This is a genomic window from Xenorhabdus sp. KJ12.1, from assembly GCF_963876495.1.
GTDB classification, from domain to species: Bacteria; Pseudomonadota; Gammaproteobacteria; order Enterobacterales; family Enterobacteriaceae; genus Xenorhabdus; species Xenorhabdus stockiae.
Genome location: NZ_CAWNQH010000001.1, coordinates 208,846 through 232,096 on the forward strand (window position 1 = coordinate 208,846; position 23,251 = coordinate 232,096).

Annotated in this window: 1 protein-coding gene; it reads left to right on the forward strand. The window is 50.2% G+C overall.

Annotated elements, in window-relative coordinates:
• The first annotated feature begins 292 nt into the window (after positions 1–292).
• Complete coding sequence (locus AACS92_RS00945) at positions 293–23,245, forward strand: non-ribosomal peptide synthetase (protein WP_099108244.1); 22,953 nt, start codon at positions 293–295, stop codon at positions 23,243–23,245.
• The last annotated feature ends 6 nt before the right edge of the window (positions 23,246–23,251 follow it).

Consider the following 23,251-nt stretch of genomic DNA (forward strand, 5'->3'; position numbering starts at 1 on the left):
TTTATGTCGCGCTCTCGTCTCAATAACGAAAATCAGCCTGCATATGAGGTAAATTACGTATTCCTATCTTCTGACTGCAAATTTTCGATCAACTCTCTACAGCAGATTATCTGGTTTGGCTCAAATCCTCCATCCCATCCCCATTCTACAGCCCCAGTTTAATTGCCCTCGCTCAGAGAGAATTGAAAGAAGTTTAACTATAACACATTAATTTTTATTCATTATTTTGGGTTAAATAAATCATATTCAATCATTAGGCTAATCAATAAGCCTAACAAGCAGGAGTTAAGTGATGCCTATGTCGTGCAATCGTATCAATAACGAAGCCCAGCCTTCATATGAGAATACTTCTGAATCTTCCTCTTGCACATTCTCACTCAGTTCTCCACAACAAGTTGTCTGGCTTGATCAAATCCTTCGTCCTGATAATACCTGTTACAATATCGGTTCAGTGATTCTCATTGAGGGAGAATTAAATGAAGCGCTGTTAATTCAGGCTTTTAAAAATGTTGTTGAGCGTCATGATGCACTCCGTTTACGATTGATTGATACACAAGAATTACCCCTGCAAAAAATTGATAATACTTTACCTGTTTCCATAACAGTGGATGATTTTTCCGGGTATGCCAACCCAGAAGAGCTGGCTGAACAACATTTCCGCACAACCTTTTTACGCCCGTTCGATTTAAATAATGAATTATTCCGTTTTGAGCTGTTCCGGCTGGGTAACAAACGCTGGAACTGGCAGTTCTTCTGCCACCATCTTATCGGGGATGGAACCACTTTGGGGCTGATTACTGAGGAAATAGCCAACACTTACAGTCAATTGGCCAGAGGTGAAGCAATCACTGAAAGCGCCCCCTCTTATATCGACTTTGTGGATGAAGACATCGCCTATCTGAATTCAAAACGCTATATACAGGATCTGCAATTCTGGTTGGAACGCTATGAAAATTTTCCCCCTGCATTACTCAAACCATCAAGTTCAGACAAAACCACAAAACACCAGACCCCTGAGCCTTTAATTTATCAATTTGACCGGACGCTTTTTCAGCGTATCGAAGAGCTGGTTGCGGCAAACGGATTATCCGTGCTGCATTTTATGTATGCCGTTCTGGCCTGTTATTTTTTCCGTACAACGCATTTTTCACGCACTGACAGCACAGAGGAAATTGTTTTTGGCATCCCCGTACATAACCGTAAAAACATCAAACAAAAACGTATGGTCGGGATGTTTACCTCAGTGATCCCCGTTGGTATCACCGTAGACCCACATGATTCTTTTCTTGATGTTATGAGAAAAGTAGCAACCGAGTTGCGACGTTGTTATAAGCGCCAACGCTTACCTATTGCAGAATTAAACCGACACTTACAGACCCGTCAGAAAACAGGCCAGAATCAGTTGTTCGATATCATACTGTCATATGAGAAGATCGAAATGAATGCCAGTCTGCCGGAGGCTTCACTCACATGTGTCAAAATGCAGCGCGGTAACCCGTTTCCTCTGATTATTGCAATCCATCATTATGCCTTTACAACGAACAGTGAAGATATCCGAAAACCGGTGACACTGGAGTTTAATTACTCTCCCGATTTCCTGAGTCAGACTGAGGTTACAGCACTTCAATCCCGTTTAGTCACCCTGATAGAAGCCGCGCTCTCTGCTCCGGAAACCTTGACCCGATACTTGCCGGTGCTGTCGCCGACTGAACAGCAAAAGATATTGGTGGATTTTAACGCCACTCAGCAGAACTTCACGCAACATGTCTTAATTCATCAGCTTTTTGAGACCCAGACAGCGCTGTCTCCCGATACCATTGCCGTCGAGTTTAACGGGAAAAAATTGAGTTATGACGAACTCAATCGCCGGGCCAATCGTCTGGCTCATTATCTGATTGCACGGGGTGTAAGACCAGATAAACGAGTCGCTATTTGTATTGAGCGCAGTCTGGAGATGGTTGTGGGTTTACTGGCTATTCTGAAAGCAGGCGGAGCCTATGTGCCACTCGATCCGGCTTACCCTACCGAACGGCTGGCCTATATGTTGGAAGATTCAGAGCCAGTGATAATACTGACCCGAACAACACTGGCTGACAAACTGACCAGCTCCGTACCAACAATTCTGCTCGATAATATACTCGACACCGACGCTTCATTTCTGGCAGAACAACCGGCTGAAAACCCGGATGCACAGGCATTAGGGCTGATGCCGCACCATCTGGCCTATATTATCTACACCTCTGGTTCAACCGGTCTTCCCAAAGGAGTGATGGTTGAACATACCAATATCACTCGCCTGCTGGCGGCGACACAGGCGCGGTTCCGGTTTGATAACAACGATGTCTGGACGCTGTTTCACTCCTTTGCTTTCGACTTCTCAGTATGGGAATTGTGGGGAGCGCTGGCTTACGGCGGCAAACTCATTATTGTTCCACTTGAATGTGCCCGCTCGCCTCAGATGTTCTATGAGCTGCTTTGCCGGGAGCAGGTCACTATTCTGAACCAGACTCCAAGTGCCTTCCGCCAGTTGATTGCGGCTCAGGATATGATGCCGCATGAGCAACACACCCTGCGTTGCATTATTTTTGGTGGTGAAGCGTTAGAGTTGCACACCCTTGCCCCGTGGGTTGACCGCAATCCCACCGAGCAGACGCGTCTGGTGAATATGTATGGCATCACGGAAATTACCGTACATGCGACCTATCGTGAACTGACAGAAGCGGACATCCATGCACGGCATGGCAGCCTGATTGGGCAGCCTCTGGATGATTTACGCATCTATATCCTTGATGCCTATGGTCAGCCTGTGCCACTGGGCATTGCAGGCGAACTCTATATTGCAGGAGCAGGCGTTGCCCGTGGCTATCTGAACCGCCCTGAGCTGACTACCGAACGTTTCCTGCCCGACCCGTTCTCCGGTAATCCGGCTGAGCGCATGTATAAAACCGGGGATGTAGGGCGCTGGTTGCCGGATGGTAATATTGAATATCTTGGCCGCAATGATTTTCAGTACAAGATACGGGGCTTCCGCATTGAGCTGGGGGAAATTGAAGCCAGACTTAAGCAGTGCCACGGTGTTCGTGAAGCCGTCGTTCTCCTTCGTGAAGACGAACCAGAAAATAAACGTCTAATCGCCTATTTACTGCCGCAGAATGGTGTTGAACTGGTTCCGGCTGTTCTGCGCCGCCAGCTGGCAGAACATCTGACAGAATATATGCTGCCCAGTGCGTTTGTAGTGCTTACCGCTTTTCCTCTTACCCCGAATGGTAAACTGGATCGCCGTGCCTTGCCGTTACCTGAGCAATCTGCGGTAGTCACGCATGAGTATGAAGCACCACAAGGAAGAATAGAAACGGCTTTAGCGCAAATCTGGCAAAGTTTATTAGGATTAGAACAGGTTGGTCGCCGTGACCATTTCTTTGAATTGGGTGGTGACTCTCTTCTGGCTGTCCAGCTGGCGGCCCGTATACGCCGGATCATGGGACGAGAACTCCCTCTGCAACAGATTTTTACCCGACCTGTCCTGATGGAGTTAGCTCAGATTATTACTGAAGCAGCAGTATCCACGCAGGCCGTTATCCCCTCGACTGATCGCAGTCAGCCACTACCGCTGTCCTTTGCTCAGCAGCGCTTATGGTTCCTGAACCAGCTCGATTCGGCTGCCAGCCGGGCCTACCATATTCCGGTAGCACTGCGTCTGACAGGTCGGCTTAACCATCATACCCTGACCAGCACACTCAATTATTTGGTTGCCCGCCATGAAAGCCTGCGCACTCGATTTATACTGGTTGAAGGCCAGCCTTATCAGCATATCGATCATGCTGATACCGGCTTTACCTTGTCCTACCATGAGTTACGCAGCTTAGATCCGGCGCTACGTACTGAGCGAATTGAAGAGATTACAACCCTTGAAGCTCAGACGACCTTTGATTTTATCCACGGGCCACTTGTTCGTGGTCATCTGCTGCAACTGACCGATGAAGAGCATCTGTTACTGATCACTTTGCATCATATAATTACTGATGGCTGGTCTATCGGTGTATTCATGCGTGAATTGGATATTATCTATCATGCATTACTTAACGGCCATGATATTTCTTTGCCACCCTTATCCATTCAATACGCCGACTATGCCGTCTGGCAACGTGAATGGTTACAGGAAAACATCTTCACGGCCCAACAAAATTTCTGGCGTATACAACTTGAGAATGCACCAGTACTATTGTCACTCCCGACAGATCGGCCACGTCCGGCAATCCAGTCCTACATCGGCAGTCAGGTGCCTTTCCAGCTTGATAACACGGTGCTGGCATCACTTCAGGCTCTCGGAAAACGCCACGATACCACCCTTTTTATGACGCTTCTGGCTGGCTGGAGTATCGTGTTGTCGCGGCTGAGTGGTCAGGATGATGTCGTCATCGGTACCCCCATCGCCAATCGATCACTCTCTGAGCTTGAAGGATTGATGGGATTTTTTGTTAATACACTGGCCCTGCGGATCAAACTCAATAATCATTTCTCTGTCGCTGACCTGCTGGCTCAAGTGCGGGAGCAGGCACTGGCTGCTTACGCTCATCAGGATCTGCCTTTTGAACAAGTCGTTGAAGCCTTACAGCCTGAACGTAGTCTCAGCTATAGCCCTATCTTTCAGGTTATGCTGGCGCTGGATAATACGCCGGTTCAGGATCAGACATCGCACGAGTTGCAAATCACCCGGCTTGAGCAGACGGGTCATAGTGCCCACTTCGATTTAATGCTGTTACTGACCGAAAGTGATACAGGTCTGACTGGCGGACTGGAATATGCCGCTGATCTGTTTGATGCCACAACCGCTGAACGCATGGTGGGTTATCTCATCAATGTTCTGACAGCAATGGCAGAAGATGAAACACAAGCCGTTACGCACTTACCCATGCTGTCCGCAGCAGAACGGCAGCAGTTGCTGGTGGATTTCAACGCCACACAAGACTCTTTTCCAGAAATAAACAGTCCACAATCCGCCCTAATCCATGAACTGTTTGAACAACAGGTGACACAGACTCCGGCGGCTATCGCTGTCGTTTTCGAACAACAAACCCTGAGCTATGGCGCGCTTAACCGTCATGCCAACCAACTGGCTCATTATCTGGTTAAGCTGGGAATAAAACCGGATGATCGAATTGCCATTTGCGTCGAACGCAGCCCCGAAATGATTGTGGGCTTACTGGCTATTCTGAAAGCGGGCGCAGCTTATGTCCCTTTCGATCCGGCTTACCCTGCCGAACGGCTGGCCTATATGCTGGAAGACTCAGCTCCGACGGCCATTCTGACTCAGACAACACTGGCTGGCACGCTACACAGCTCTGTACCAATTGTTCTGCTCGACAATATACTTGATATCAGCTCCTCCTCTCTGGCAGAACTGCCCGAACACAACCTTGACGCACAGTCACGGGGAGTGACTTCACGCCATCTGGCCTATGTCATCTACACCTCCGGTTCAACCGGGCTGCCGAAAGGTGTGGCAATCGAACACCGCAATACCGTCAACTTCCTGAACTGGGCGCGGAAAACATTTAGCCAACAAGAGCTGGCACACACCCTTTTTTCCACGTCACTGAATTTTGATCTATCTGTATACGAATGTTTCACACCTCTGCTTTCTGGCGGTACAGTGCATCTTGTCCCTGATGTGTTGTCGCTGATCAATACAAGCTCTATCGCTACAAAACAGAACCTCAGCCTGATCAATACCGTGCCCTCGGCTATCCCGCAACTGATTGAAGCGAATGCTATGCCAATGGGTATACGAACCGTCAATTTAGGCGGTGAAGCCGTGAAATCGCATGTGGTTAACCAGTTATTTGCATACACCCCTATCCCGCACATATGCAATCTATATGGCCCTTCTGAAACGACCGTTTATTCAACATGGACACGTATGGATCGGGCAACGGGTTTTCACAACCATATCGGACGTCCGATCGCCAATACCCGGATTTACATTCTTGATCCATCAGCTCAGCTTGTCCCCATAGGAACTGTTGGTGAAATCCACATTGCCGGAGCGGGTGTAGCGCGGGGATATCTGAATCGTCCAGAACTGACAATGGAACGTTTCCCCGCCGATCCTTTCTCCTCAGAACCCGATGCCCGCATGTACAAAACCGGTGACCTCGGGCGTTGGTTGCCTGATGGTAATATCGAATACCTCGGACGTAATGATTTTCAGGTCAAAATTCGCGGCTTCCGCATTGAACTGGGGGAAATTGAAGCACAGCTGATGCAATGTCACGGCGTGAGTGAAGCCGTGGTTATCGCCCGTGAAGATACTTTTAATAAACAGTCTATTGAGGAAAAAACAGGTGAACAAAAACGGCTGATCGCCTATTTATGTCCACAGAAGGGTGTTGAACTCTCCCCTTCAGAACTGCGCCAGCAACTCGCTCAACACCTTGCTGAATATATGCTGCCCAGTGCTTTTGTTATGTTGGAAACCTTCCCGTTAACCCCTAATGGAAAACTTGATCGTCAGGCACTGCCTGAGCCTGATGTTTCGACAGTGATAACCCGCAGTTATCAGGCTCCCATAGGGGAGAAAGAAACCGCACTGGCACACATCTGGCAGGAGCTGCTAGGGTTAGAACAGGTCAGCCGCCATGACCATTTCTTTGAACTGGGCGGTCATTCGCTGATGATTGTCAGTCTGATTGAACGACTGTACAAATTTGGCTGGAAACTGGATGTTCGCAGTGTGTTCTCAGCGCCTGTCCTGATGGTCATGGCTCAGGCGATTGAGGGTGATGCCGATACGTTTGTTGTTCCGCCTAACCTTATTCCGGCTGATTGCACAGCCATTACACCGGATATGCTGCCACTGGTTTCACTTTCACAAGCCGAAATTGATGCGATTGTCGAAGTCACTCCCGGCGGAGCCAGCAATATACAGGATATCTATCCACTGGCACCGTTACAGGAAGGCGTCCTGTTTCACCACCTATTACAGGAACAGGGTGATATTTATTTGCTCCATTGTATGCTCACTTTCAGTAACCGAGCATACCTTGATGATTTCCTGTCCGGTTTTCAGTATGTTATCGACCGCCACGATATCCTGCGTACAGCCGCCTGCTGGCAGGGGCTGGTCAAACCGGTTCAGGTGGTCTGGCGTCAGGCACGGTTGACGATCAATGAGTTCATTCCGTCCACAACAGATGATATTCCCGCTCAGCTCAGAGCGCTCAATAATCCGCGTGAACACCGTCTTAAGCTAAACCATGCACCACTATTTTTGGTAGATATCGCTTATGATCCGGTTCAGGATAACTGGCTGCTGGCACTGCATTTTCATCATATGACCGCTGATCATATGACACTGGAGCTGATTTTCGACGAAATTGCCCTGATACAGCTTATCCAGAAACAACAAGGACAACCTGAAACATTACCTGCCGCCCTGCCTTATCGTAACTTTATCGCCCAGACGTTAAGCGTGCCACCAGCGGTACACGAGGCCTATTTCCGTGAACAACTTGCTGATATCGACACGCCCACCGCACCTTTTGGCGTACTTTCCCTATCGGATGATGAACCTGTTGCTGAAGCGCGCCTCTCTTTCGATCCGGTTCTGGCGGAGAATATCCGCCATCAGGCTCGTCGTCTGGGCGTCAGCCCCGGAGTACTGTTTCATGTCGCATGGGCACAAGTACTGGCACAAACCAGTGGCTGTAATGATGTTGTATTCGGCTCAGTGCTATTAGGCCGATTGCAGAGTGGCAAAGGAACAGCCCGAACACTGGGTATGTTTATCAATACCCTGCCGGTACGGGTTTCCCTGACAGGCCAGAGTGTACTGGATACCGTACAGGCTACCTATCGCAATCTGACCATCTTACTGGAGCACGAACAGGCACCGCTGGCACTGGCTCAGCAATGCAGCGGCGTGGCGCAGCCAATGCCACTGTTTAGTACTCTACTCAATTATCGCCATACCCGGCTCAATGAAGCTGATATTTTTGAGATGCCTCAGTTAGGTATGCGTATTCTCGCGGCGGAGGAGCGGACAAATTACCCAATCACCCTATCCGTGGATGATACGGGAGCAGGCTTCCGTCTGACAGCGCTGACAGGAGCAGGCATTGATCCGGCTCGCATTACCACTTATCTGGAAACAGCCCTTCGTAGTTTAACTGACTCACTGGCTCGCAATCCGCAGCAGCTTATTCAGACGTTATCCATCCTGCCTGCCACAGAGCGGCAACAATTACTGGTAGATTTCAACGCAGCTCAGACTACAGAAAGTGCCCAGTCGGGTTTAATCCATCAATTATTTGAGGAGCAGGCCGCACATCGCCCCGACACCATCGCTATAGTGTTTGAAGGCAATTCCTTTAGCTATGACGAACTTAATCAACGTGCTAACTATCTGGCGCATCATCTGATTGCACAAGGTGTACGCCCCGATGATCGGGTCGCGATTTGTGTCGAGCGCAGCCCTCTGCTGATTATTGGCTTGCTCGCCATTCTTAAGGCCGGAGGCGCATATTTACCCCTTGATCCGGCTTATCCGACGGAAAGATTGCAGTATATGCTTAGGGATGCTGCTCCCGTAGCCATACTGACTCATACCGCTCATGCGGATAAATTGTCGGAAAACCACATTCCGACCGTATTATTGGATGAACAGGAAACTGTCCTGCCAACACAACAGGTCGATAATCCCACTGTTCATCTGACATCAAAAAATCTGGCCTATGTGATTTACACCTCCGGCTCAACCGGACAACCCAAAGGAGTCATGGTTGAGCATCGTAGTGTGCTCCACCTTACTATCAATAACAGTTTTGCGGATATCGGCCCTGATGACCGTGTTGCTCATTGTGCCAATATTGCGTTTGATGCCTCAACATGGGAAATCTGGTCAGCCCTGCTGAATGGCGGATGTTTACATATCATTTCTCAGGCTGTACTGCTTGACCCGGTGCGTTTCAGTCATTCACTCATTGAAGGGAAAGTGACCGCACTTTGGCTGACTGCCGGTTTGTTCAATGCCTACCTTGATATTCTTATGCCGATGTTCGGGCAGTTACGCTATCTGCTTGTCGGTGGTGATGTTCTCGATCCCGGTAAGATCCGGCAGGTATTCTCATCTGAATCTCAGCCTGCCTATCTGATTAACGGCTATGGCCCGACGGAAACCACCACGTTTGCGGCTACCTATGTAATAACATCCCCTATTGATATCACTCGCTCTATTCCTATTGGCCGCCCGATTGCCAATACCCAAATCTATATTCTTGATCCCAAAGGACTGCCTGTTCCTGTTGGCGTTGCCGGAGAAATTTATATTGCCGGAGCCGGTGTTGCCCGCGGTTATTTGAATCTGCCTGAGCTAACTACTGAGCGTTTTCTTGAGTGCCCTTTCTCCTCAGAGCCTGATGCGCGCATGTATAAAACAGGGGATCTGGGACGCTGGCTGGCTGATGGTAATATCGAATACCTCGGTCGCAATGATTTTCAGGTCAAAATCCGTGGGTTCCGCATTGAACTGGGGGAAATTGAAGCGCAACTGATACAGTGTGACGGTGTACGTGAAGCTGTCGTGATTGCCCGTGAGGACGAATCAAAGCAAAAACAGTTGGTCGCTTATTTGCAGCCATACAATGGCCTATCGTTAGTACCCGCTGAATTGCGTCAGCAACTCTCACAACACCTTGCTGACTATATGCTACCCAGTGCTTTTGTCATGCTGGAAACGTTCCCGCTGACATCCAATGGTAAACTGGATCGTCAGGCGCTTCCGGTACCTGATCTGACAGCAATAGTGACCCGTGGTTATGAAGCACCGATCAGTGAAGTGGAAACCGCTCTGGCTCAGATTTGGCAGAAATTACTCGGCATACAGCAAGTCGGACGTTATGACCATTTCTTTGAACTGGGGGGGCATTCCCTGCTGGCAGTTCAGTTTGTCGCATACGTTCGTCAGGAATTGGCAAAAACACTGTCATTAAAACAACTCTTTGATCAGCCAATTCTGGCTGAGTTGGCACAACTGCTCACCGAAACTACAACAGCCAGCCAAATCGAGATCCCTGTTGCTGACAGAAACCAGCCATTACCACTCTCTTTTGCACAACAACGGTTATGGTTCCTGGCACAAATCGATCAGGCCGCCAGTCTGGCCTATCATATTCCCGTAGCATTACGTCTCAGCGGGCAACTCAGTCACCACGCACTGAGTCAGGCACTGAATAATCTGGTGGCTCGGCAAGAAAGCCTGCGCACCCGCTTTATCTCTGTAGCAGGTCATCCCTGCCAATACATTGATCAGGCGGATACCGGTTTCACGCTCTCTTACCATGATCTACGCCCGCTAGCGCCTGAAGAAAGAACTGACCGTATCACTGAACTGACCGCTTTTGAAACCCTGACGCCATTTGATTTCACACAGGGGCCATTGATTCGTGCTCACTTGCTGCAACTGGCTGATGAAGAACATATCTTTCTGCTCACCCAACACCATATTATTTCCGATGGCTGGTCTGTCGGTGTGCTAATGCGTGAGCTGAGCGTCCTCTATCATGCGGCTTTTGAAAATCAGGCAAACCCGTTACTGCCATTACCTATTCAGTATGCCGATTATGCCGTCTGGCAACGTGGTTGGTTGCAGGGATCGGCTCTGACTGCACAACGTGATTTCTGGTCTTCCCGGCTTAAAGATGCTCCGTCTTTATTAACGTTGCCGACTGACAGACCCCGCCCGACGGTACAATCGTTCGTCGGCGGGCGGGTTCCTGTTTATTTTGATGCCGAACTACTGGCTTCATTGAAGAAGCTGGGGCAGCGCCATAACAGCACCCTGTTTATGACTCTGCTGGCAGCATGGAGTATTGTCCTCGCCCGGCTGAGTGGGCAGGATGATATTGTCATCGGTACACCGGTTGCCAACCGGCCTCACCCTACACTGGAAGGATTAATCGGCTTTTTTGTCAATACATTAGCCCTGCGTACCAAAATAAGCGATTCCGACAGTATTACTAACCTGCTGGTTCAGATCCGTGAACAGATGCTGGATGACTATGCCAATCAGGATCTGCCTTTTGAACAAGTGGTGGAAGCCTTGCAGCCGGCACGCAATCTCAGTTACAGCCCGATATTTCAGGTGATGCTGGCTTTAAACAACACCCCTGCTCAGGTATTAAACCTGCCCGATATCCGCTGTACACCAATAGAACAGGCACACCCCAGCGCACATTTTGATTTAACCCTGTCTCTGACCGAAAACGAAAGCGGTCTGACAGGTGAACTGACTTATGCAGCGGATTTGTTCGATTCCGCAACCATTGAGCGCATGACTGGCTATTTAGTCAATGTGCTCACAGCAATGGTCACTGATGATACACAATGTATTGCTACTTTGCCCATGCTACCAGAATCGGAACGACATCAACTGTTGGTAGATTTCAATGCTATTCAGATCGGTTCTACCCAATCCGGTTTCCCACAAAATGCACTTATCCACCAGCTTGTTGAAGCACAGGTATTACAGCGTCCTGATGCTATTGCAGTGGTTTATGAAAACCAGACGCTGAGTTATCACGAACTGAACCAGCGAGCTAATCAATTGGCTCATCATTTACTGGCGCTGGGAGTAGGCCCTGATGATCGGGTTGCCCTGTGTGCTGAACGTAGTCCGGAGATGATTATCGCCCTGCTTGCTATTCTCAAAGCGGGTGGTGCTTATCTGCCACTCGATCCGGACTCTCCGGCTGAACGGCTGGCCTATATGCTTGAGGAAGCTTCTCCGGTCGCCTTGCTGACCCAGATCCAGTGGTGTGACAAACTTAACAGTACTTTACCCGTGATCCTGCTGGATGATAAATCAGACAGCTCAGCCTTGTTTCCAGTCCACAACCCTGATGTTCAGGGATCAGGACTGACATCCCACCATCTGGCTTACGTCATTTATACGTCGGGTTCAACGGGTCAACCGAAAGGCGTCATGGTCGAACACCGGAATGTAACTTCTCTGATTCTCAATAATGGTGTTGCTGATATCGGACCAAGTGACTGCGTTGCGCACTGTGCCAACGTGTCATTTGATGCGGTAACATGGGAAGTTTGGTCAGGATTGGCTAACGGGGCACGTATTCTGCTTATTCCGAAAAAAATCCTGTTACAGCCCGATCTGTTTGGTCAATGCCTGTCATCAGGGAAAGCCAGTGCAGTGTTCCTGACTACAACACTGTTTAATCAGTATGCCAGCCTGATTGCTCCTGCTTTATCAGGTTTGCGCTATCTCCTGTTCGGTGGTGAACAAGCGGACAGCCGTACTGCCATTCATTTCCGGGAGAAATATCAGCCTCAGCATTTAGTTAATGCCTATGGGCCAACGGAAACCACCACATTTGCTACCGCCTATGAAATACCACTCATGGCAGAAAAAGCCGGTGAGGGTGAAATAAAAATCCCGATTGGTCACCCTATTGCTAACACCCAAATCTATATTCTTGACTCTTATGGCCAACCTACTCCGCTTGGGGTGGTGGGCGAAATCTATATCAGTGGTGCCGGTGTAGCCCGTGGTTATCTTAACCGGCCTGAACTTACGCGGGAGCGTTTCCTGCTCGATCCTTTCTCTCCAGAACCTGATGCGCGTATGTACAAATCCGGCGATCTCGGGCGCTGGTTGCCAGACGGCAATATCGAATATCTTGGTCGCAATGATTTTCAAATCAAACTGCGGGGCTTCCGCATTGAACTGGGGGAAATTGAAGCACGGCTCAGACAGTGTTCCGGTGTGCGTGAAGCCGTAGTTCTGATCCACATGGATGAGACTCATCAGCAACGTCTCGTCGCCTATTTGTTACCCACATTGTTACCAGAAACGAAAGCTGAATTGGTTCCGGCAGAACTCCGTCAGCAACTTGCTCAGCATCTTGCTGAATATATGCTGCCCAGTGCTTTTATTATCCTTGAGACATTCCCGCTGATGCCAAATGGCAAACTGGATCGTCAGGCACTGCCTGCACCTGATCTGTCTGCTCTGGCAGTACAAGACTACCAAGTGCCCATTGGCGAAGTGGAAATAACTCTGGCTCAGATCTGGCAACAGCTATTAGGTCTGGAGAAGGTCAGCCGCCATGACAATTTCTTTGCGCTGGGCGGCCATTCGCTGATGATTATCAACCTGATTGCAGAACTGCACAACCACGGCTGGCAACTTGATGTCCGCAGTGTGTTCACGACGCCTGTGCTTGCAGATATGGCAGCAGCCACTCAGCGTGATGCGGAATTTTTTGTTGTGCCACCTAACCTTATTTCAAATGACTGTAAGGCTATTACACCGGATATGTTGCCGCTGGTTTCACTGTCCCAGTCAGAAATTGACGCTATCACCGCCAGTGTTTCCGGCGGAGCGGGTAATGTACAGGATATCTATCCGCTGGCATCGTTACAGGAAGGTATTCTGTTCCATCATCTGTTACAGACACAGGGTGATGACTATTTATTACATACCCTTATTGCCTTTGATACCCGAACTCACCTTGATAGTTTCCTGAGCGCCATGCAGCAGGTAATCGACCGTCACGATATTCTGCGCACCTCGGTTTACTGGCAGGATCTGGCACAACCCGTTCAGGTAGTCTGGCGTCAGGCGAAATTGTGTATTAAAGAATGGAATATAAACGAGTTAGCACCAGAAACAAAGGGTGATATAGCTGCTCAATTACAAGCCCATACTGATCCGCGCTGGCATCGCATTGACCTGAGCTGTGCCCCGTTATTCGCTGCTGATATAGCACACGATATCCCCCAGAATGAGTGGTTACTGGCGCTGCGTTTCCATCATCTGGTCAGCGACCATGTGACACTCGATCTGATATTCGCCGAAATTGCCCGCATACGACAGGGAAATGCCAATGTTCTGCCTACCTCTGTGCCTTACCGTAATTTTATCGCTCAAACGTTGAATGTGCCTGTTTCAGTATACGAAAGTTATTTCCGCGAACAACTGGCTGATATCGACGAGCCTACGACACCGTTTGGTGTGCTTAAAATGCCGAAGCTCAGTGCATCACCTGATAATAATAAATCACGGGATAACAGTAATCCCGTCGCCAAAGCCCGCGTTTTACTTGATAACGATCTGGCAGAAGCTATCCGCTCACAAGCCCGCCGTCTGGAAGTCAGTCCCGGCGTCCTGTTCCATGTTGCCTGGGCACAAGTGCTGGCACACACCAGCGGTCGCGATGATGTGGTTTTTGGCTCCGTGCTGCTGGGTCGTTTGCAGGGCATCACCGGGGCAGAGCAAATGCTGGGAATGTTTGTTAATACTCTGCCAATCCGCATTTCTCTGGCGGGTCGTCGTGTGCAGGAAACCGTGCTGGACACCTATCACCGTCTGACCGCACTATTAGAACACGAGCAGGCTCCGCTGGCACTGGCACAACAGTGCAGTGGCGTGGCACAGCCGATGCCGTTGTTCGGTGCCTTACTGAATTATCGCCATAGTCAGATGACTCAGGCTGAAATGGATACCATCTGGGTGGGTATGCGTGTGGTCGCAGCGGAAGAACGAACTAACTACCCCATTACCCTGTCCGTGGATGACTTAGGTGACGGTTTTCAGCTCACAGCGCTGACTGTGACTGAAATTTCACCTGATCAGGTCACAAGCTATCTGATAACTGCGATTAAAGGGTTGGTTGAAGCTTTAATTGATCATCCTCAGCAACCGATTCTGGATATTCCGATTTTATCGGGATCAGAGCGGCAACGGCTGTTGGTGGATTTTAATGCTCCTGAAACGCAAAGCGCATTCCCGGAACATGCGCTAATCCACCAGCTAGTCGAAATTCAGGCATTACAGTGTCCTGATGCTATTGCCGTCACCTATGAAAATCAGACGCTGAGCTATCGTGAACTGAATCAGCGAGCCAATCGTCTGGCACATCACCTGCTGACACTCGGCATACGCCCGGATGATCGGGTCGCTATTTGCATTGAACGCTGTCCGGAAATGGTTATTGGGTTGCTGGCCATTCTCAAAGCCGGTGGCGCTTATCTGCCACTTGATCCTAACTATCCGGCTGAGCGGCTTAACTTTATGCTTGAGGATGCTTCCCCGGTTGCCTTACTGACACAGGCTCAGTGGCATGAAAAACTGAACAGCACCTTACCTGTTATCTTGCTGGACGATGAGTCAGACAGTTCCGCATCGTTCCCAACGCGTAACCCTGACATTCAGGCTTCAGGGCTGACATCACGCCATCTGGCCTATGTTATTTATACCTCCGGTTCAACCGGTCAGCCGAAAGGTGTCATGGTTGAACACAGAAATGTCATTTCCCTGCTTATCAATAACGGCTTTGCCGATATCGGGCCGGATGACTGCATAGCCCATTGTGCCAACATCTCATTTGATGCGGCAACATGGGAAGTTTGGGCTGCTCTGACACATGGTGCACGTATTCTACTGATACCCGAAAAAACCCTGTTACAGCCTGACAAATTTGGCCAGGCTCTGTCAGCAGAGAAAGTCAGTGCACTGTTCCTGACTACGGCGTTGTTTAATCAGTATGTCAGCCTGATCGCCTCTACGTTATCGGGTCTGCGTTACCTCCTGTTCGGCGGTGAGCAAGCCAACGCCCATACCGCCATTCGTTTCCGGGCGGAATATCCTCCACAACATTTGCTGCATGCCTATGGGCCAACAGAAGCCACAACGATTGCCACTGTTTATGAAATGCCGCTCATGCCAGAAAAAGCCGGTGAAGGTGAAATCAAAATTCCGATTGGTCGCCCTATCGGTAACCGGAGAATTTATATTCTGGATAAACAGGCTCAACCTGTTCCTGTCGGAGTTTCCGGTGAGATCTATATCGCCGGTGCAGGTATTGCCCGTGGTTATCTGAATCGCCCGGAACTGAACGCAGAGCGTTTTCTGCTCGATCCATTCTCTTCAGAACCTGATGCACGTATGTACAAATCCGGAGATCTGGGGCGCTGGCTGCCGGATGGCAATATTGAATACCTCGGACGCAATGACTTTCAGGTCAAATTGCGAGGCTTTCGTATTGAACTGGGGGAAATCGAAGCCAGACTGGTACAGTGCGATGGCGTACGTGAAGCGGTAGTTCTGATACGGGAGGACGAACCCAATCAGAAACGAATAGTTGCCTATCTGCAACCAGAGGAAGGCGCTGAACTCGAACCAGCAGAACTACGTAGCCAGCTTACTCAACATCTTGCTGATTATATGCTGCCCGGTGCGTTTATTATGCTGGAAACTTTCCCGCTGACTCCTAATGGCAAATTAGATCGTCAGGCACTTCCTGCACCGGATTCATCGGCAGTAGCAACCCGTGACTATGCAGCGCCTGTCGGTGAAACGGAAATCGCATTAGCCCGGATCTGGCAGGATCTGCTGGGACTGGAGCGAGTCGGACGCTATGACCATTTTTTTGAACTGGGCGGGCATTCACTACTGGCTATTCAGCTTACAGCCCGTATCCGTCAGGTACTGAAGCGGGAATTACCGCTGCAACAGTTGTTTGATCAGCCACGTCTGATGGATTTAGCTCAGGAACTGACTGATGTTGCAGCAACCTCTCAAATGACAATACCGCTCGCTGATCGTAGCCAGCCGCTACCGCTTTCCTTTGCTCAACAGAGACTGTGGTTTTTAGGCCGACTCGATCCGGCTGCCAGCCTGGCTTACCATATTCCGCTGGTATTGCGTCTGACCGGAGAACTCAGTCACCATGCCCTGCGCCAAACATTCGACAATCTGGTCGCCAGACATGAGATCCTGCGTACCCGTTTTGTACTGGCCGCAGGCCAGCCCCGCCAGCAGATTGCAACGGCTGACAGCAGATTTGCGTTGTCTTATCAGGATCTGCGCTCATTAACTGCCGATGAGCAAACCCAGCGAATGACAGAACTTGCTACCACCGAAACCAGAATACCGTTTGATTTTACTCAAGGTTCACTGATACGTGGTCAATTACTGCAACTGGCTGATGATGAACATGTATTACTGATCACCCAGCACCATATTATTTCCGATGGCTGGTCTGTCGGTGTGCTAATACGTGAGCTGAGCGTTCTCTATCGGGCAGCTATTGAAAATCAGGAAAACCCGTTATTACCCCTACCCATTCAGTATGCCGATTATGCTGTCTGGCAGCGTGACAAACTGCATGAAGCCACGCTTAACAGACAACGGGAGTTCTGGTGTCACCAGCTCCGCGATGCGCCTGCTTTGCTGACACTTCCAACAGACCGGCCACGTCCCGCGTCACAAACCTTTACCGGAGGAAGAGTTCCCGTTCATTTTAATGCGGAATTACTGGCTTCGCTGAAAACACTCGGACAACGCCATAACAACACCCTGTTTATGACTCTGCTGACAGCATGGAGTATCGTGCTGGCGCGACTGAGTGGACAGGATGATATTGTCATCGGTACACCGGTTGCCAACCGTCAGCATCGCGAACTGGAAGGGCTGATCGGCTTCTTTGTGAATACACTGGCCCTGCGTGTCAGGCTGGATGACTCCGCCCGAATTGCCGATTTGTTCAGACAGATTCGGGAACAGACACTGACGGCCTATGCCAATCAGGATCTGCCCTTCGAGCAGGTAGTGGAAGCGTTACAACCTGAGCGCAGCCTGAGTTACAGCCCGATATTTCAGGTTATGCTGGCGTTAAATAACACACCGGCACAGGTACTGACATTACCGGATTTACAACTCACTGTGATGGAGCCGATACACCACAGTGCCCACTTCGATTTAACCCTGTCATTAACCGAAACCGATACCGGTCTGACAGGCGAGCTGACCTATGCCAGTGCATTATTTGATGCAGCAACCATTGAACGCATGCTGGGTTATCTCTCCAATGTACTGAACGCCATGCTGGCAGATGAATCACAACTGGCTGCCACTGTGCCTATGTTGTCGCAATCAGAGCGGCAACAATTACTGATGGATTTCAATGCGCATCAGGCTGATTTCCCACTGAATAATTTTCCCGATAATGCGTTGCTCCACCAGCTGTTTGAGGCTCAGGCAGAGCAATATCCTGATGCAGTTGCCGTGGTATTTGAAGGGCAGACCCTCAGCTATGGTGAACTCAACCAACGCGCCAATTATCTGGCGCATCAGCTGATTACGCAGGGTGTACGTCCGGATGATCGGGTAGCAATTTGTGTCGAGCGGAGTCTGGAAATGGTAGTCGGTCTGCTGGCTATCCTCAAGGCCGGAGGAGCCTATATCCCGCTTGACCCGGCTTATCCTGCCGAACGACTGGCCTATATGCTGGAAGATTCAAATCCGGTGGTGATAGTGACTCAGGCAACACTGGCCGAAAAACTCACCAGTCCCCTGCCTGTAGTTATGTTGGATAATGTTATGTTGGATAATTTATTATCCGCTGACTTATTACCCGGTCATGCACAGTTCGGGAACCCGGATGTACAAAAATCAGCGCTGAAACCCCATCATCTGGCGTATGTGATTTATACCTCCGGCTCTACCGGTAAACCCAAAGGGGTGATGGTTGAACACGCCAATGTGACCCGTCTGCTGGCAGCGACACAGGCGCGGTTCCGGTTTGATAACAACGATGTCTGGACGCTGTTTCACTCCTTTGCTTTCGACTTCTCAGTATGGGAATTGTGGGGAGCGCTGGCTTACGGCGGCAAGCTGGTGGTGATCCCGACTGAATGTGCCCGCTCACCTCAGATGTTCTATGAACTACTGTGTCGTGAGCAGGTCACTATTCTGAACCAGACTCCAAGTGCCTTCCGCCAGTTGATTGCGGCTCAGGATATGATGCCGCATGAGCATCACACACTGCGCTGCATTATATTCGGCGGTGAAGCATTAGAGTTGCACACCCTCGCCCCGTGGGTTGAACGCAATCCTACCGAACAGACGCGTCTGGTGAATATGTATGGCATCACGGAAATTACCGTACATGCTACCTATCGTGAACTGACAGAAACAGATATCCACGCAAGGCATGGCAGCCTGATTGGGCAGCCTCTGGATGATTTACGCATCTATATCCTTGATGCCTATGGTCAGCCGGTGCCACTGGGCGTTGCAGGCGAACTCTATATTGCAGGAGCAGGGGTTGCCCGTGGCTATCTGAACCGCCCTGAGCTGACCGCAGAGCGGTTCCTGTCTGATCCCTTCTCCGCTAAGCCCGATACACGCATGTATAAAACCGGTGATTTAGGGCGCTGGCTACCTGATGGCAATATCGAATATCTCGGCCGTAATGATTTTCAGGTCAAAATACGCGGTTTCCGCATTGAACTAGGGGAAATTGAAGCCAGACTTGAACAGTGTGCCGGAGTCCGTGAAGCTGTCGTGATCGCCCGTGAGGACGGAACACATCAAAAACAACTCGTGGCCTATCTGCTGCCACAACCTGATGCCATACTGAATCCGACAGAATTGCGTCAGCAACTGGCACAACACCTTGCCGACTATATGCTGCCCAGTGCGTTTGTCACACTGGATGCTTTCCCGTTGACAGCAAATGGGAAACTCGACCAGCGGGCATTGCCTGCCCCTGATTCATCAGCCGTGGTATCACATCGCTACGTGTCGCCAATGGGTGAAACAGAAATCGCACTGGCACAAATCTGGCAACGCCTGTTAAAACTGGAGCGTGTTGGTCGTCACGACCATTTCTTTGAGTTAGGCGGGCATTCCCTGATGATTGTCAGCCTGATCGAGGAGTTACGTCTCATCGGCTGGCAACTGGATGTGCGCAGCGTATTTATTTCTCCTGTCCTTGCCGATATGGCACAGACTATTCAGCGTGATACTGACGATACATTTATCGTGCCGCCTAACGGCATTCCTGAAAATTGTCGGCTGATCACACCAGACATGCTGCCTTTGGTTGCGCTGTCCCAGACAGAAATAGATGCCATTGTCGCTACCGTGCCCGGCGGCGCTGCCAATGTACAGGATATCTATCCGTTGTCACCGTTGCAGGAAGGGATCCTGTTCCATCATCTGTTACAGGTACAGGGTGACAATTACCTGCTGCAAAGCCTGCTCGCTTTTGACTCCCGCGAACGTCTTGATGCGTTTCTGTCTGCACTGCAACAGGTTATCAATCGCCATGATATTCTGCGAACAGCGGCATACTGGCAGGATTTAGTTCAGCCGGTTCAGGTTGTCTGGCGTCAGGCGTCTCTGAGTATCAATATTTTCACGCCAGCCACTGAAATCGATATTGTTACCCAACTCAGAGAGCATACCGATCCACGCCGATATCGTATCAATCTGGATCGTGCACCGCTGTTTACCGCAGATATTGCTCACGACCCGGCACACAATGAATGGCTGATGGCACTGCGCTTCCATCATCTGGTCAGTGATCATATGACGCTGGAGCTGATTTTTGCAGAGATTGCGCAGTTCCTGACAGGGAATACGAAAATACTGCCTGCCGTTCTGCCCTATCGCAACTTTATCGCCCGGACACTGCACGTGCCGGAATCGGAACACGAGGCTTATTTCCGCAGCCGACTTGCTGATATCGACGAACCCACCGCACCGTTTGGTATCCTGAAAGTTCAGACTGACGGCGAAACGGTGGCTGAATCCTGTCTCACTATTGCCCCAGAGCTGGCAGCGGCGATCCGAACTCAGGCGCGACATCTGGGAGTCAGTCCGAGTGTTCTGTTCCATGTGGCGTGGGCGCAGGTGCTGGCAAAAACCAGCGGTCGTGATGATGCGGTTTTCGGCTCCGTCCTGTTGGGACGGCTTCAGGGAGGAGCAGGAGCCGAGCAGGTATTAGGGATGTTTATCAACACCCTGCCAATGCGAATTTCTGTCGGTGATTGCACCATTCAGGAAGCGGTTCAGGATACCTTCCACAATTTAATGTTGCTGCTGGAGCATGAGCAGGCCCCTCTGGTTCTGGCACAACAATGCAGCGGTGTACCGCAGTCAATGCCGTTGTTCAGCTCCCTGCTGAATTATCGCCATAGTCAGACTGCTGAATCCGTTGACACTGTATGGACGGGCATTCGCATTCTGACCGCAGAAGAGCGCACCAACTACCCAGTCACGTTGTCAGTGGACGATTTAGGCACCGGATTCAGGCTAATTTCACAAACAATAACCGGCATTGACCCGAACAGAATAGCCGCTTATCTGGTAACCGCAATTAATGGTCTGATTGATGCGCTGACACATAACCCACAACATTTGCTGCGGGATATCTCAATCCTGCCTGCAACAGAACGCAAGCAGTTGCTGACCGATTTCAATGCTAATCAGGTGGAATTCCCACATAACATCCTGATACACCAGTTGTTTGAGGAACAATCAGCCCGTGCGCCTGACGCCACTGCCATTATATTTGCGGAACAAACACTGAGTTATAACGAGCTGAACTGTCGCGCTAATCAGCTGGCTCATTATCTGATTAAGCAGGGAGTGCAACCAGATGATCGGATAGCCGTCTGCCTCGAACGCGGCCCGGAGCTGATTATCAGCCTGCTCGCTATTCTCAAGGCTGGCGGGGGTTATGTCCCACTGGACCCTGCTTACCCGACCGAACGACTGACCTACATGCTGGAAAATTCATCCCCGCAGATCCTGCTGACTCAGGCAGCACAAGCGGAAAAATTGTTCCTCTCTACATCGGTGATAACTGTCCCGATTATGGAACTGGACACTCAGGCATCGTTACTGGCGGAACAACCAACCGATAATCCGGATACCCAAGCACTGGGAGTGATGCCACACCATCTGGCGTATGTGATTTATACCTCCGGCTCTACCGGTAAACCCAAAGGGGTGATGGTTGAACACGCCAATGTGACCCGTCTGCTGGCAGCGACACAGGCGCGGTTCCGGTTTGATAACAACGATGTCTGGACGCTGTTTCACTCCTTTGCTTTCGACTTCTCAGTATGGGAATTGTGGGGAGCGCTGGCTTACGGGGGCAAGCTGGTGGTGATCCCGACTGAATGTGCCCGCTCACCTCAGATGTTCTATGAACTACTGTGTCGTGAGCAGGTCACTATTCTGAACCAGACTCCAAGTGCCTTCCGCCAGTTGATTGCGGCTCAGGATATGATGCCGCATGAGCATCACACACTGCGCTGCATTATATTCGGCGGTGAAGCATTAGAGTTGCACACCCTAGCCCCGTGGGTTGAACACAATCCTACCGAACAAACCCGTCTGGTGAATATGTATGGCATCACGGAAATTACCGTACATGCTACCTATCGTGAACTGACAGAAACAGATATCCACGCAAGGCATGGCAGCCTGATTGGGCAGCCTCTGGATGATTTACGCATCTATATCCTTGATGCTTATGGTCAGCCTGTGCCACTGGGCGTTGCAGGCGAACTCTATATTGCAGGAGCAGGTGTTGCCCGTGGCTATCTGAACCGCCCGGAGCTGACTACCGAACGTTTCCTGCCCGACCCGTTCTCCGGTAAACCCGGTATGCGCATGTATAAAACCGGTGATTTAGGGCGCTGGCTACCTGACGGCAATATCGAATATCTCGGCCGCAATGACTTTCAGGTCAAAATACGGGGCTTCCGTATTGAGCTGGGTGAAATCGAGACAAGGCTTGAACAGTGTCACGGTGTGCGTGAAGCGGTGGTTATCCTTCGTGAAGATAAACCAGAGCATAAACGCCTCGTTGCCTATCTGCTGCCCCAAAATGGCGCTGAACTTGATCCGGCGGTTCTGCGCCGCCAACTGGCAGAACATCTGGCGGAATATATGCTGCCCAGTGCCTATGTCGTGCTGACTACTTTCCCTCTCACACCAAATGGCAAACTGGATCGCCGGGCGTTGCCGGAGCCTGAACTCTCTGCGGTAGTGACACATGAATATGAAGCGCCACAGGGAAGGATAGAAACAGCACTGGCACAAATCTGGCAGGAATTGTTAGGGCTGACACGCATTAGTCGTCATGACAACTTCTTTGAACTGGGCGGTCATTCATTGATGGTTATCCGGCTGATAACCCATATAAAAAGTCAGTTTATGGTCAATGTTCCTCTGACCTCCCTGTTTGTTTCACCCAAATTAATGGAACAGGCAGACATCATCTTTGCAGCACAAATGAGTGCAATCGGCGACAACGACATTGAATCAATTCAAAGCGATCTTGATGCGATGTCAGCCGAAGAGTTAATGGCAATTTTAGGCGAAAACGATTCTCGGAAAAACGATACCGGCGGAGATAACAAACAATGATAAGGA

Coding starts and splice junctions, on each gene's coding strand:
- AACS92_RS00945 (WP_099108244.1), top strand. CDS start 293: ATGCCTATGTCGTGCAATCGTATCAATAACGAAGCCCAGCCTTCATAT.